This window comes from Bacillus cereus group sp. BcHK124 (assembly GCF_027712065.1).
In the GTDB taxonomy this organism is placed as follows: Bacteria; Bacillota; Bacilli; order Bacillales; family Bacillaceae_G; genus Bacillus_A; species Bacillus_A pacificus.
This window is the reverse complement of record NZ_JAQFPJ010000014.1, coordinates 67023-82399: the sequence shown is the minus strand read 5'-3', so window position 1 is coordinate 82399 and position 15377 is coordinate 67023. Positions and strand designations below refer to the sequence as shown.

Genomic DNA, 15377 nt, shown 5'->3' with positions numbered 1-15377 from the left:
AGGTGCTTGACTATGGGACGTTATGTATTAAAACGTTTCGTGTACATGGCTTTGACATTATTTTTAATTACTACACTGACTTTCTTTTTAATGAAATTACTTCCGGGTTCTCCGCTTAAAAACCAGGAGAAGTTATCACCGGCACAAAAAGAAATCATTCTTGAAAAATATGGCTTAAATGATCCAGTACCAGTTCAATACGCACGTTACTTAGGTAACTTAGCAAAAGGGGATTTAGGGGTATCATTCCAATATGATAACCGTCCAGTAACAGACATGATTGTGGATCGCATTGGACCATCAGCACAACTTGGTTTACAAGCGATTATATTAGGAACATTTATTGGTTTAATTTTAGGAATCGTTGCGGCACTTCGTAACAATACGTGGGTCGATTATGGAGCAACAATTATTTCCGTACTCGGGATGTCGGTACCATCGTTCGTATTTGCCGCATTACTACAATATTTCGTAGGGGTAAAACTTGGATGGTTCCCAGTAGCATTCTGGAAAGGACCAGAGTTTACAGTAATGCCTACAATTGCTTTATCGATGGCAGTTATCGCAACAATCGCACGTTTCGCTCGTGCAGAGTTAATTGAAGTTATGCAAGCTGACTACATTTTAACAGCGAAAGCGAAAGGAATTAGCCAAGGCGTTATCATTATCAAACACGCCCTTCGTAACGCGTTAATTCCAGTTGTAACAATTTTAGGACCAATGGTTGCAGGGTTAATTACAGGTACATTAGTTATTGAGCAAATTTATGCTGTACCAGGACTAGGGGAACAGTTCGTTAAATCTATTACAGTGAATGACTATACAGTTATTATGGGAACTACAATTTTCTATAGTGCGATCTTCATCTTAGTTATTTTCATTGTTGATATTTTATACGGAATTATTGATCCTCGTATTCGTTTAGCGGGAGGGAAAAAATGATGAAAGATGTACAAAAATTATCTCCAGACTTATTTCAACAAGCTAATCAAAATAATGTGGATAATGAAGTCATTGCCCGTCCAAGCTTAACGTTTTGGCAAGATGTAAGAAGACGTTTGTTCCAACATAAAGGAGCAATGTTTGGTTTAGTTTTATTAACGCTTATTATCTTACTAGCAATCTTCGGACCGATGGTAAGTAAGCACTCGTATAAAGAGCAAGATTTAGGACGTGCAAAATTGCCACCGAAAATTCCAGTTATTGAAAATGTTCATTGGTTACCATTTGACGGTACAGATCAATATGGTGTTGACCAATATGAAAAACGTGATATTAAAGAGTATTTCTGGTTTGGTACAGATGATCTTGGACGCGATTTATGGACAAGAACATGGGAAGGTACACGCGTATCATTATATATCGCTCTTTTAGCAGCAGCAATTGACTTAGTAATTGGGGTTGCATATGGAGGTATTTCAGCATTCTATGGCGGTAGAGTAGATAACATTATGCAACGTATTATGGAGATTATTAACGGTATTCCATACTTAATCATCGTTATTTTAATGGTAATCATTATGGGATCTGGTATATGGTCAATTACACTTGCAATGGCAATTACAGGTTGGATAGGGATGTCGCGTATCGTTCGTGGACAAATCTTAAAATTAAAAAACCAAGAATACGTATTAGCATCTCGTACATTAGGTGCAACAAATACACAATTAATTGTAAAACACTTAATCCCGAACGTAATGGGACCAATTATCGTAATGACAATGTTTACAATTCCAACAGCGGTGTTTGGTGAGGCGTTCTTAAGCTTTATCGGTTTAGGTATTCAGCCACCATTCGCATCACTAGGTTCTCTTGTAAATGACGGTTATAAATCAATTCAAACGTATCCGCATATGATGTTCATTCCTGCGGTTGTCATCAGTATATTAATTTTAGCATTTAACTTAATGGCAGACGGATTACGCGATGCGTTAGATCCAAAAATGCGTAAGTAAAAGAGGGGAGAGGCAAAGATGAAAACATTGTTAGAGGTAAAAGATTTACAAGTCTCCTTTGATACACATGCAGGTGAAGTACAAGCTGTACGCGGCGTTACTTTTGATTTGAAAAAAGGGGAAACATTAGCGATTGTAGGAGAATCTGGTTCTGGGAAATCAGTTACTTCTAAAGCGTTAATGGGTTTAATTCCGAATCCTCCTGGACGCATTAAAAATGGTGAAATCGTATTTGAAGGTCGTGACTTAACGAAATTAACAGAAAAAGAAATGCAGCAAGTACGTGGTAAAGATATCGCGATGATTTTCCAAGATCCAATGACATCATTAAACCCAACGATGACAATTGGAAATCAAATTATGGAAGGCCTTATTAAACACCAAGGGATGAGTAAAGCAGACGCACGTAAAGTTGCGTTGGAATTAATCGACCTTGTAGGTATTCCAAATCCAGAAGCTCGTTTAAAACAATATCCGCACCAATTCTCTGGTGGTATGAGGCAGCGTGTAGTTATTGCGATGGCGTTAGCTTGTAACCCGAAATTATTGATTGCGGATGAGCCGACAACAGCGCTAGACGTTACAATTCAGGCGCAAATTTTAGAGCTTATGAAGGACATTCAGCAAAAAACAGAAGCAGCAATCATTTTCATTACGCATGACTTAGGTGTAGTGGCAAATGTTGCGGACCGCGTAGCAGTTATGTACGCTGGTAAAGTTGTTGAAATCGGAACTGTAGATGAAATTTTCTACAACCCAAAACATCCATATACTTGGGGCTTAATCGCATCTATGCCAAGTTTAGATGGTTCAGAAGAAGAGTTATATGCAATCCCTGGAACGCCTCCAGATTTATTGAAGCCGCCAAAGGGAGATGCTTTTGCACCACGTAACCCACAGGCATTAAAAATTGATTTTGAAATGGACCCACCTTTATTTAAAGTAAGTGATACACACTATGCGGCAACTTGGTTACTTCATGAGCAAGCTCCAGAAGTAAAACCGCCGGCAGTCGTTGAAAAACGTATTCTTCAAATGAAAGCAGGTGAACAACATGACTAAACAACGTGAGAAATTAATTGAAGTAAAAAATGTAAAGCAGCACTTCGACGTGAGTGGTGGTGTTGTCAAAGCGGTTAATGATATTTCATTTGATATTTACCGCGGAGAAACATTTGGTCTTGTAGGAGAATCAGGTTGTGGTAAATCAACAACTGGAAGAACGATCATTCGTTTATATGATGCAACTGCTGGTGAAGTATTGTTTGATGGTGAAAATGTACATGGTAAAAAATCACGCGCAGAACTGAAGAAATTCAACCGTAAAATGCAAATGATTTTCCAAGATCCATATGCATCATTAAACCCGCGTATGACAGTAGGGGATATTATTGCAGAAGGTATTGATATTCACGGATTAGCGAAAAACAAAAAAGATCGTATGGACCGTGTTCATGAATTATTAAACACAGTTGGTTTAAATAAAGAGCACGCAAACCGTTTCCCGCATGAATTCTCAGGTGGACAACGTCAACGTATCGGTATCGCTCGTGCACTTGCTGTAGAACCTGAATTTATCATTGCCGATGAGCCAATCTCAGCACTTGACGTATCAATTCAGGCACAAGTTGTAAACTTACTGAAAAAGTTACAAAAAGAAAAAGGATTAACATACTTATTCATTGCCCATGATTTATCGATGGTAAAATACATTAGTGACCGCATTGGCGTAATGTATCGTGGTCAAATCGTTGAATTAACAACAAGTGATGAGTTATATGCAAATCCAATTCATCCATATACAAAATCACTATTATCAGCAATTCCACTTCCAGATCCAGATTATGAGCGCAATCGTAAACGTATCGTATACGATCCATCTCAGCACAATTATGGTAGTGAAGAACCGACAATGCGTGAAATTCGCCCAGGACATTTCGTATTATGTTCTGAAGCGGAGTATAAGAAATATAAAGAGATTTATCAATAATAAAAAATCCATTCTTCTATCACGGAAGAATGGATTTTTTTACTATATAAAAGAGTTGTCAATATTTCTCGGTAAGTCGATATATTTAAAGAATCGCAGATATAAGTTGCCTATACGAATGACTACACCTTAATTAAACGAGTATTATTGCGCCTGAACAGAAACAATCTCCTCTTGTTCTTGAGGTTTAACAAGTGCATAACGTTCCCACGCTCTACTTTTCCAGCGGAAGAACATAATAATAGCACGTGTCCATTCATCAATAGCAATTGCTAGCCAAATACCAACGAGCCCCATATCTAAATGGAAGGCAAAAAAGTAGCCGAGTGGTAAACTCATTAACACCATAGAAAATGCGCCGATTAAAACTGGGTACTTTGCGTCACCAGCTGCGCGAAGTGAATTGATGATGACGATGTTCATCGTACGTCCTGTTTCAAGTAGTACACTTAGTAAAAGAACGCTTGCACCTAACGAAATAATGTGCGGATTATCTGTAAATAGTCCCATTAATTGTGTGCGGAATGTAATAACGAGAGCAACCATACATAAAGTGACACCAATCGCCCACTTTACACTTTTCCATACACGTTCATACGCTTCATCTTTTTCACCACCGCCAACGAGGCGCCCAATAATAATAGCTGTTCCCATACCGATTGCAATAGCGAATAAATAAGTGAACATAGAAATGTTCGTAGCGTATTGTCTAGCCGCTAACGATTCCGTTCCTAAATATGTTGCATAGTATAAGAAGACAATTTGGCAAGCTTGATACATAACCTGCTCAAATGCAGATGGAATCCCAATCTTTAAAATTTTTCCGATGTATTCTTTTGATAAGGTGAAGTAGTATTGTAATTTCACACGGTACTCCATAACGCGGTACAGTAACCAGAAGAAAACGATAAGCGCGATTAGCCTGCTGGCAGCAGAAGAAATGGCAGCCCCTTGTACACCAAGCTCTGGAAAACCAAATTTCCCGAAAATGAGTACGTAGTTTCCAGCGATATGAATAATATTCATTCCAAGTGAAATAAACATCGCTTGCTTTGTGAAGCCATGTACGCGGATAATTGCGGCTAATGAATTAATAATAGCTTGAAGGAAAATAGCTCCTCCGACGATAGATAAATAGCTCTGTGCATACATAAGTACATCGCCTTGTAAGTTCATCGCCATCATCATATGTTTTGAAAATAAAAGAAAACCAGCACTTATAACGAGTCCGACCACTAAATTTAATGTGACGGCTAAAGCTGATATTTTAGATGCTTCCATAAAACGTTTGGAACCGAGGTATTGAGATACGACGATAGCTGCGCCGTTCCCGATGACTTCTAGTACCAAAATAGCGATATGGAGATATTGATTCGCTGCACCAACCCCAGATACAGCATCGTCTGATAATGCACTTAACATGAAAGTATCAGCGATCCCCATTAACATAAATAGAAAAACTTCTAGAAAAATAGGCCATGTTAATAAGAATAAACTTAATTTCTCAGTAGGCCTGTTTTTTGCCTGAATTGCTGTCATGTCCGTCCCCTCTTTACCGATATCTATTTTTAGCAAAGTGTATCGTAACATACTTTCTTAACCTTTGCACTCATTTTAACCTACATATCTTTATTATGAAGGGAGCGCTATTTTATGATAAAAACAGAAGGATAATTATGCAGAAAGTATTATAGAATATAAAATTTATTTTTATCTAATAATTTAGAAAAATATAAAAATAATTATTTCTGACATTTCAGTAAGGAAAATCAGCAATATGAAACGTTTACAAAGGTTTATTTTTTAACAGAAAATTTTAATAAAATAGAAATATAAATATACAAAAAATATATTTGTGTGTATAATATGAATTATTGGAACATATATATATTTCTATTTGTTTGAAAATGAAAGGGCTAACATTTTTGTGGAGGGTGGAAATATGAAAAAAAAGATGCCAGTTTTTGTAGTATCAACAGTAGCGATGAGCATGATGTTAGGGGCATGTAGCTACCAAAAAGATGAACCGCAAGCGAACGCAAAAGGGGATAGCGGGAAAAGCGGTGCGAAGCAAGTTATTAACTTAATTGAAACACAAGAGATTCCAACGATGGATCCAGCGTTATCAGCTGATGCAGTTTCTTCAAGAGTAATGACTAATACGATGGAAGGCTTATACAGTTTAGGAAAAGATGATAAGCTAGTTCCTGGTGTAGCGAAGGAATTCAAAAAGTCAGAAGACGGTAAAAAATATACATTTACATTACGTGAAGACGCAAAATGGTCAAATGGTGAGCCTGTGACAGCGAAAGATTTCGTATACGCATGGCAAAGAGCGATTAACCCAGATACAGCTGCGAAATCAGCGTACATTATGTATGATATAAAAAATGCAGAGAAAATTAATAAAAAAGAGATGAGTCCGGACCAATTAGGGGTAAAGGCGATTGATGATTATACATTAGAAGTGGAATTAGATAATTCCATTCCATATCTTGTAGATTTAATGGTATATCCAATCTTCTATCCTGTGAATGAAAAGTTTGTGAAAGAGCAAGGTACGAAGTTTGGTTTGGAAGCGAATACAACACTTTATAACGGACCATTTACATTAAGTGATTGGCAACATGAACGTAGCTTTAAAATGACAAAGAGCGCGTCATATTGGGATAATAAAGAAGTGAAGATTGAGGAAGTAAACTTTAATATTGTTAAAGATACGTCTACACCAATTAATTTATATGAAACAAACGCAGTCGATCGAGCGACGTTATTAGCGGAGTTCATCGATAAATATAAAGGAAAACCAGATTTCCAAACAGTAGAAGATACATCTGTATTCTTCCTTCGTTTAAATCAAAAAGATCCAGCGTTAGCAAATAAAAATATTCGTAAAGCAATTTCACTTGCTTTTGAACGTAAACCGTTCGTTGATACATTATTAAATAACGGTTCTAAGCCGGCGACAGGATTAATTCCTGATAACTTCATTAAAGGACCGGATAAAAAGGACTTCCGTGCTGTAAATGGAGATATTGTAAAACCAAACGTGAAAGAAGCGAAGAAATATTGGGAAGCTGGTAAAAAAGAGCTTGGTAAAAATGAAATCGAATTAGAGTTATTAAACGAAGATGTTGAATTATCGAAGAAAACAGGGGAATATTTAAAAGGTGAGTTAGAAAAGAATTTACCAGGTTTAACAGTGAAAATTAAACAACAACCATTCGCGCAAAAACTAAAATTGGAAGATGCGGGCGATTTCGTCATGTCATTCTCTGGATGGAGTGCAGACTTCCCAGATCCAATTACATATCTTGATATGTTTGTAACTGATGGATCACAAAATAAAATGAAATATTCTAATCCGAAATATGATGAGATCATCATGAAAGCGAAAAAAGATGGAAGCGATGTAAATGCTCGTTGGAAAAGCTTACTAGAAGCAGAGAAAATGTTACTTGATGACGCTGCGATTGTACCGGTATATCAACGTGGTAGAGCATACTTACAAAGAGATTCCATTAAAAATATGTACAACCATAAATATGGCGGCGATTTAAGCTTTAAATGGGCGTCAGTAGAGAAATAAGAAAAAAGCAGGTAATTGCCTGCTTTTTTTAATACGTACGTTTCTTATAAATACCTTTCCCGCCAACCTCGTTCCAGCCGGATTGTACATCCAAACTTTTATTAACAAACTTCATCTTTTCTTTTCCGCCAAAGAGTTTTTCACCAATGCTATTTGTAATGACACCAATCAATGCTGTTATTCCGATGATGAGGGCAGCAACAGTGACAAAATCAATAAAAAAAGCAATCATTTGCAAATTCCCCCTTTGCCTGTCTGTATTTTTATTGTATGAGATAAAAGATGAAAAAGAAAGAAATGTCAGAAAAATATTTAATATATTTTAGAAATCGTATAGACATGAACGAGAATGTTTGTTAAAATAAGAACAAACGTTCTTTTAATTCTCACTTATATAGTCTTACATTTCTTAATTGATTTATCAAAAAAAGGTAAGAAAACGTTCTCTTTTTCATAGAAAAGATTATGAGGAAATAACTATAAATCATATGAAAAATCTATGAAAAGCAAGCGTTAAGAGGGTTGAAGATTATTGTTAAAGAACAGATGAAGTAAGTGTGATTATGTTACATAGCAGTGAAATGCACGGAAGAGTTTTCTCAATTAGAAGGAAATTTACTGTATATTTCTTGCAAAATCTATTGTATAATGATTATAGAAGTTACTTATTAAAAGTAATTGTTGTTTACTAAAAGTTGTTGCTTACATGAAAAGCAATTTTTGCACTTTGTTTTAAGACAAGGTATCGCGAAAAATTGCTGAATTAAGAAATTTAAACTGTAATTAGTACAGAATTTGTACTCTTTAAGGAGAGTGAGCTTTGTATGGTAACATTATATAGTTCTCCAAGCTGTACGTCTTGTAGAAAGGCGAAATTATGGCTAGAGGAAAATCATATTCCTTATACAGAACGTAATATTTTCTCAGATCCGTTAACGATTGAGGAAATTAAAGAGATTTTACGCATGACAGAAAGCGGAACGGATGAGATTATTTCTACTCGTTCGAAAGTTTTCCAAGAATTAAATGTAAACTTAGAGTCTTTACCACTTCAAGATTTATATAAGATGATTCGTGACTATCCAGGGATTTTACGTCGTCCAATTATGATTGACGAGAAACGCCTTCAAGTAGGTTACAATGAAGACGAAATCCGCCGTTTCTTACCACGTACAGTAAGAACGTTCCAATTACGTGAAGCACAGCGTCTTGTAAATTAATTATAATAATATGAAAACCTTCTACCTATTATATAGTAGAAGGTTTTTTTTAATGTTTCACATTTCGTAATCGAACTCGTTGAACGATAAAACCGATGCATAAGATGGTGAAAATAAATAAGTAAGGAATGCCTGCAGTGAAACTTGGGTTGTTATGAAAAAAGGTTGCCAGTCTGTCTTCATGTGTGACCATTTTTCCTGCTGTATAAGCGAGAATTGCTGCCCCGCAATAGATGAGGAATGGAAAGCGTTCCATAAGTATTAAAATGAGTTTGCTGCCCCAAATAATAATCGGGATAGAAATGAGTAAACCGATTATTACGAGTAAAAATCTTCCGTGAGCTGCCCCTGCAATGGCGATAACGTTGTCAAATCCCATAACAAGGTCCGCGAATACAATTGTACGCACAGCTTGAAATAAAGTTGTTTTTCCTTGAATAGAAGAAAGATCGTTGCTATTATCAGTTAGTAAATTTACTGCAATGAATGTAAGTAAAATGCCCCCGATAAGTTGCAGAAATGGAATGTCGAGCAAATAGACAGCTAGTATAGTAAGGATAATTCTTAGTACGATTGCTAAAAGAGTACCGATCAAAATAGCTTTATTTCGTTTCGATTCAGGTAAATTTCGGCTAGCTAGTGCGATGACAATTGCGTTGTCACCACCTAATACAACATCGATACCGACAATCATTAGTACAGATGTTAAAAACTCTAAGTCCATTCGTCTGCCTCCATTTATGATGTTTTAATAAGCGAACTATATGTATGTGGTGAAAAGGACTAAAGCATCTTCTCTAATAAAAGTTTCACTTTATTACAGTGTACGGGGGAAGATGGAAATGTATGTCCAAATTTTTTATAAGTGAGTAATCGCCACAATGATATATTTGTGTATACCATTGAACGAAGATAGGTATATAACTATTTTTGTAAAATAAATCGATTTTATTTCCATTCTGGAGAATCTTATCATAAAATGAGAGTACAAGAATCTATTGATTTGTCATATGAGTGGGGAATCCCTTCATAACAATTCTAAGCAGGAAGGGAGAGTTGTATTTTGGATATTGAAAGAATTAATGATCATACGATGAAATTTTTTATTACGTACATTGATATAGAGGACAGAGGCTTTAATCGTGAGGAAATTTGGTATGACCGCGAAAGAAGCGAAGAGCTCTTTTGGGAAATGATGGACGAAGCTCGTGATCATGACGATTTCTTTATTGATGGGCCGTTATGGATTCAAGTGCAAGCAGTCGATAAAGGGATTGAAGTACTTGTAACGAAAGCAGAACTTTCAAAGGATGGACAAAAGCTAGAACTACCAATAGGTGTAGATAAAATTATAGACATTCCTCTAGATGAAGGTATTGAATCATTATTCCAGCAAGAAGTAGTGGAAGAGGTAGAAGAACAAGCAGGTACAAACTTTAACGAAGATGGTACGTTTGGCTTTTTAATTAAGTTTAATGATTTTGAAGATGTCATTTCATTAAGCCACCGTCTTATCTTTGAAGATATAAAAGATGAGCTGTATTCATTTGAGGACCGCTATTATGTATATGTGGAATTCGATGAAGTGCTACATGATGAAGAAGAAATTGATCGCATTTTAAGCATTGTTTTAGAATACGGGGAAGAATCAACTTTAACAATTCATCGTGTAAGTGAGTATGGGAAACAAATTGTGAAAGAGCATGCGCTTGAAACAATTCGCAATAATTTTCCTGCTAAAACGTAGGCCGATTTCTGTAGTATGAAATCGGCTTTTTATATGAAGAATAGGAAAGCTTTCTTAGTAAGGAGGTAAGAGATGAAAAATACGTTAAAGTTGATTTTTTTTGTGTTACTATTGTTTGCATTATTTGTGTCATTACGTATGTTTATTGATGTAGCATTTTATTCGGATGTAATTGGGATAAAAGATGTTTCGATTTTAGGTATTATTAGTATTTTATTTACGGTATCTGCATTTTTAATTGGCTGCGTTATTTTCTTAGAGAACCGTCATCCGTCAAAAACACTTACATGGCTCATTGTGTTAGGGATTTTTCCGGTATTTGGATTTTTCGCTTATTTATTATTCGGACAGAACTTTCGGAGGAAGAGAATGTTCCAAAAGAAGGCGTTGCTCGATGAACAAGCATTTTTACAATATAAGGGGCATGAAGATTACGAAGAACGGATTTTGCGCAATCATAAGCATCAAGAGCTGTTATTTCGTTTAGCGGATCGCTTAGGCGCTTTAAATATTTCATTTCAAACTGAAACGAGAACATTAACAAATGGAGATGAAACGTTTCAGGCTATTTTAGATGGATTAAAACGAGCGAAACATCACATTCATATGGAATATTACATTGTGCGTGATGATAAGCTTGGAACAGAAATTAAAGATATTTTAATACAAAAATCAAAAGAAGGCGTAGTCGTTCGTTTTTTATATGATGCGGTTGGAAGTTTTAAATTATCAAAATCATATATTGAAGAATTAAACGACGCAGGTGTCGAAATGATTCCGTTCTTCCCTGTACGCTTTCCGATTTTAAACGATAAGATTAATTATCGAAACCACCGAAAAATCGTTATTATTGATGGAAATGAAGGATTTGTAGGTGGATTAAATATTGGTGATGAATATTTAGGGAAGGATAAGTACTTCGGCTTTTGGCGAGACACACATTTATATTTACGTGGTGAAGCTGTGCAAAGTTTGCAGCTTATTTTCCTTCAAGATTGGTTTTATATGACTGGTGAGGCTGTGCTAGCCCCTGAATATTTACAAGCGAAAGCAGTTGAGGGGGAGCATTGGGGAGGCGTGCAGCTCGTTGCAGGTGGACCGGATAATAAATGGGAAACAATTAAACATTTATATTTTGCCATGATTGCTTCTGCGCGGAAATCCATTTGGATTGCAACGCCGTATTTCATCCCGGATGATGATATTTTGTCCGCATTAAAAGTAGCGGCACTTGCCGGTATCGATGTTCGTTTGTTAATGCCGAGTAAGCCTGATAAGCGCACTGTCTTTTATGCATCAAGGTCATACTTCCCAGAGCTTTTAGATGCAGGGGTAAAGATATATGAATACGAAAAAGGTTTTCTTCATAGTAAAGTTGTCATTGTCGATTCTGATTTAGCTTCAATTGGGACAGCTAATATGGATATGAGAAGTTTTCATTTGAACTTTGAAGTAAATGCCTTTTTATATGATACAGATAGCATTCGAAAACTTGTTCAAGATTTTAAAGACGATTTAGAAGAATCCAGTGAAATTCACGTCGATCGTTTTCATAAAAGGCGTCTGCATAGAAGAATTGTTGAATCAACGTATCGGTTATTATCGCCATTATTATAAAAAGAGATGTCCGAAATTGGGACATCTCTTTTTTAAAAGGAATTTGTAATAAATTGTAGAATATAAGGAGCTGAAAGGGTGTGATTCCGATGTTTATTGCCAAAAGAGAAAACGGAGAGAAAATTCATCTACTCTATCATCATGATGAAGAGATTTTACATCGTATGCGGAAAAGGGAAAGCTTCTTTTGCATAGCTTGTGGGAAAAAAGTACTAATGAGATTAGGAAAACAAAAAAAGTGGCATTTTGCTCATAAGAAAGAAGATTCATGTTTAGCCTTTTATGAAGCAGAATCTATGTATCATAGGCACGGTAAAGAATTGTTATATAAATGGTTCAAACGTCAAAACTTTCATGTAGATATAGAGCATTATTTACCAGAGATTCAGCAGCGACCAGATATTTTCATAGAGAGAGCAGGGAGAAAAGTTGCGATTGAATACCAGTGCGCGAATCTCTCTATAGAACAGCTGTACAAACGAACCTATTCGTATTGGCGAGCTGGTATACAGGTCATTTGGATTATTGGTGGAAATCAATTGAAAAAGCACTCTGCCTATTGGGTGAAATTTTCCTCCCTTATGGCTTTCTCCTTACAATCTTATCCTCAACCACTTCTTATTTTCTTCTGTTCGAAACAAAAATCATTTATGAAATGCGCGTTTCTCACTTCGTTTTCTACAAGCGTCTCTTTCTCACATATTATATACTTACCAACTGAAACGACTACTTTTGAAATGCTCTTTTCTTCTGTTCCTTTTCAAAAGGAGATATTAGAACGAGAATGGAAGAAGCGAAAGGACTATTTTCGAAAAAAGGCTTTGCCTATTTGGAATTATAATCATAAATCACTATTACGCCTCTTATATCACTGTAAATGTACCCCAGCAAATTTCCCTTCTGAAATTGGTGTGCCGCTTCCGTCCTCATTTGCTTTTCAAACAAATCCATTTATATGGCAAGCTTTTTTATATATGAAGTGTATAGGCGAGCTTGCGGTAGGGGATTATATTTCCCTTCCATACGTGTGGAGTTATATAAAAAAGTATACGAAAAGGCGTATGCTCCCGTACTTTTCACAGCATATATGGAAAGTAGCAGTTACTGAGTATATGACATTTTTATGCTATACAGGTGTATTACGTAAAGTAGGGACTTATAAGTACCAGAAAATACGGGGGATAGTTATGGTAAAAACAGAGGAGGAAGTTATGAAATATGATGAAAGTAGTTTAGCGTATGCCTTATCTTTATTTGAGGCAAAGTACAACATGAGAGAAGGAAAAGCGGATATAATAAAGACTGATCGTGAAGGAATTACATAAGAAAAATCGAATTGTATGTAAGTAGAGATATTTAAAGGAGGGCTTAAAGCATGTCTGAACAAAACACAGCAAAAACATTACCGGATCGTAACGAGATTGAAGAATCAAGTACGTGGCGATTAGAAGATATTTTCCAAACAGATGCAGAATGGGAACAAGAATTCCAAGCTATTAAAGAGCTATTACCGAAGTTAACTGAATTTAAAGGGAAACTTGGTGACTCTGCGAACAATTTACTTGAAGCATTGCAATATGAAGATGAAATTTCAATGCGATTAGGTAAGCTATATACATATGCACATATGCGTTACGATCAAGATACAACAAACTCTGTGTATCAAGCGTTAAATGACCGTGCAACAAATTTATATTCACAAGTATCTAGTAGCACAGCATATATTGTGCCTGAAATTTTATCGATTTCAGAAGATACATTGCAAACATTCTTGAAAGAAAATAGAGAATTAAGTGTATATGAACATGCGTTAGAAGAAATTACGCGTCAACGCCCTCACGTATTATCTGAAGCGGAAGAGGCTTTATTAGCAGAAGCATCTGAAGTAATGAGTGCGTCAAGTAATACATTTGGTATGTTGAATAATGCGGATTTGAAATTCCCATCTATTAAAGGTGAGGATGGAGAAGAAGTAGAAATTACACATGGCCGTTACATTCAGTTTTTAGAAAGTGATGATCGTCGTGTGCGTGAAGATGCATTCAAAGCTGTATATGAAACGTACGGAAAATATAAGAACACATTTGCAAGTACGTTAAGCGGAGCTGTAAAGCGTAATAATTTCAATGCACGTGTTCGTAAATATGACTCTGCACGTCAAGCAGCATTAAGTAATAATAATATTCCTGAAGCGGTGTATGATCAACTTGTTCAATCTGTAAATGATAATTTACACTTGCTACATCGTTACATTGATATTCGTAAGCGTGCACTAGGGCTTGATGAGCTTCATATGTATGATTTATATACACCACTTGTACCAGAAGTGAAAATGAATGTGAAGTATGAAGAAGCGCAAGACATGTTATTAAAGTCTTTACATGTACTGGGTGATGAGTATGTTGATATTTTGAAAGAAGCATATGAAAATCGCTGGGTAGATGTGTATGAGAATAAAGGAAAACGAAGCGGAGCATATTCATCTGGTGCATATGGAACAAATCCTTATATTTTAATGAACTGGCATGATAATGTAAATAATTTATTTACACTTGCTCATGAATTTGGCCATTCTGTCCATAGTTACTACACAAGAAAAACGCAGCCGCACGTATACGGGGATTATTCAATCTTCGTTGCGGAAGTAGCATCAACTTGTAATGAAGCGCTTCTAAACGATTATTTATTAAAAACGACAGAAGATAAGAAAGAGCGTCTATACTTATTAAATCATTATTTGGAAGGATTCCGTGGTACTGTATTCCGTCAAACGATGTTCGCAGAGTTTGAGCATATTATTCATAAGAAAGTACAAGAGGGACATGCGGTAACACCAGACATGCTAACGGAGATCTACTATGATTTAAATAAGAAATATTTCGGTGATGCTTTAGTAATTGATGAAGAAATTGGTTTAGAGTGGTCTCGTATTCCGCACTTCTACTACAACTATTACGTATACCAATACGCAACAGGATTTAGTGCAGCAACGGCTCTATCTAAACAAATTTTAGAAGAAGGGCAACCAGCAGTAGAACGTTACATTAATGAGTTCTTAAAAGCAGGAAGCTCAGATTATCCAATTGAAGTGCTGAAAAAAGCTGGAGTAGATATGGCATCTCCAGAACCGGTAAAAGAAGCATTGCAAGTATTTGAAGAGAAATTAAATGAATTAGAAGCATTATTATTTGAAGAGAAGTAATAGAAAAGACGAGGAATTTGCCTCGTCTTTTTCTTGATGTCATTTTGTCGATATTTG

At 35.9% G+C, this 15377-nt stretch carries 13 protein-coding genes; 10 read left to right on the top strand and 3 right to left on the bottom strand.

Going from position 1 to position 15377, the window contains the following annotated elements; translation table 11 throughout:
* The first annotated feature begins 12 nt into the window (after window positions 1-12).
* Genes opp3b through PDK19_RS19170 form a run of 4 tightly spaced genes read left to right on the top strand, consistent with a single transcriptional unit; the run spans window position 13 to window position 3945 of the window.
* Window positions 13-942: an oligopeptide ABC transporter permease gene (gene opp3b / locus PDK19_RS19185; RefSeq protein WP_000534165.1), complete on the top strand. Its 930-nt coding sequence runs from the start codon at window positions 13-15 to the stop codon at window positions 940-942.
* Window positions 939-1955, top strand: a complete 1017-nt coding sequence (gene opp3C, locus PDK19_RS19180) for an oligopeptide ABC transporter permease (protein WP_000974101.1) — start codon at window positions 939-941, stop codon at window positions 1953-1955. The genes opp3b and opp3C overlap by 4 nt, the downstream gene beginning before the upstream one ends.
* Before the next feature lie 18 nt (window positions 1956-1973).
* On the top strand, window positions 1974-3017 hold the full coding sequence (locus tag PDK19_RS19175; protein ID WP_000854346.1) for an ABC transporter ATP-binding protein: 1044 nt from the start codon (window positions 1974-1976) through the stop codon (window positions 3015-3017).
* The gene (locus PDK19_RS19170; protein WP_000166342.1) at window positions 3010-3945 is read left to right on the top strand and encodes an ABC transporter ATP-binding protein; all 936 of its coding nucleotides are present in this window, start codon (window positions 3010-3012) and stop codon (window positions 3943-3945) included. The genes PDK19_RS19175 and PDK19_RS19170 overlap by 8 nt, the downstream gene beginning before the upstream one ends.
* Window positions 3946-4089: 144 nt before the next feature.
* Here PDK19_RS19170 and PDK19_RS19165 read toward each other — a convergent pair whose 3' ends face one another.
* Window positions 4090-5535, bottom strand: a complete 1446-nt coding sequence (locus PDK19_RS19165) for an MATE family efflux transporter (RefSeq protein ID WP_262722690.1) — start codon at window positions 5533-5535, stop codon at window positions 4090-4092.
* A 352-nt stretch (window positions 5536-5887) separates the two neighbouring features.
* Here PDK19_RS19165 and PDK19_RS19160 point away from each other — a divergent pair, with 352 nt between their 5' ends.
* On the top strand, window positions 5888-7534 hold the full coding sequence (locus tag PDK19_RS19160) for a peptide ABC transporter substrate-binding protein (protein WP_000728614.1): 1647 nt from the start codon (window positions 5888-5890) through the stop codon (window positions 7532-7534).
* A gap of 28 nt (window positions 7535-7562) precedes the next feature.
* On the opposite strand, the gene PDK19_RS19155 is transcribed toward PDK19_RS19160, so the two are convergent.
* Window positions 7563-7766 carry a hypothetical protein gene (locus PDK19_RS19155; RefSeq protein WP_000559976.1) on the bottom strand — a complete coding sequence of 68 codons (204 nt, stop codon included), beginning with the start codon at window positions 7764-7766 and terminating at the stop codon, window positions 7563-7565.
* 592 nt (window positions 7767-8358) lie between these two features.
* Between PDK19_RS19155 and spx the strand changes: the two genes are divergently transcribed.
* Window positions 8359-8754: a transcriptional regulator Spx gene (spx, locus tag PDK19_RS19150; RefSeq protein ID WP_000258267.1), complete on the top strand. Its 396-nt coding sequence runs from the start codon at window positions 8359-8361 to the stop codon at window positions 8752-8754.
* Between the two features lie 49 nt (window positions 8755-8803).
* On the opposite strand, the gene PDK19_RS19145 is transcribed toward spx, so the two are convergent.
* Window positions 8804-9478 (bottom strand): TerC family protein, encoded by a 675-nt coding sequence (locus PDK19_RS19145; protein ID WP_000362602.1) that lies wholly within the window; start codon window positions 9476-9478, stop codon window positions 8804-8806.
* A gap of 339 nt (window positions 9479-9817) precedes the next feature.
* Here PDK19_RS19145 and mecA point away from each other — a divergent pair, with 339 nt between their 5' ends.
* From mecA to pepF, 4 genes are all read left to right on the top strand, one after another.
* The gene (gene mecA, locus PDK19_RS19140; protein ID WP_000350722.1) at window positions 9818-10501 is read left to right on the top strand and encodes an adaptor protein MecA; all 684 of its coding nucleotides are present in this window, start codon (window positions 9818-9820) and stop codon (window positions 10499-10501) included.
* Between the two features lie 72 nt (window positions 10502-10573).
* The gene (locus tag PDK19_RS19135) at window positions 10574-12118 is read left to right on the top strand and encodes a cardiolipin synthase (RefSeq protein WP_000799204.1); all 1545 of its coding nucleotides are present in this window, start codon (window positions 10574-10576) and stop codon (window positions 12116-12118) included.
* An 80-nt stretch (window positions 12119-12198) separates the two neighbouring features.
* Window positions 12199-13443 carry a competence protein CoiA gene (locus tag PDK19_RS19130; protein WP_270707840.1) on the top strand — a complete coding sequence of 415 codons (1245 nt, stop codon included), beginning with the start codon at window positions 12199-12201 and terminating at the stop codon, window positions 13441-13443.
* Between the two features lie 50 nt (window positions 13444-13493).
* Window positions 13494-15320, top strand: a complete 1827-nt coding sequence (gene pepF, locus PDK19_RS19125) for an oligoendopeptidase F (protein WP_000003391.1) — start codon at window positions 13494-13496, stop codon at window positions 15318-15320.
* Window positions 15321-15377: the final 57 nt, after the last annotated feature.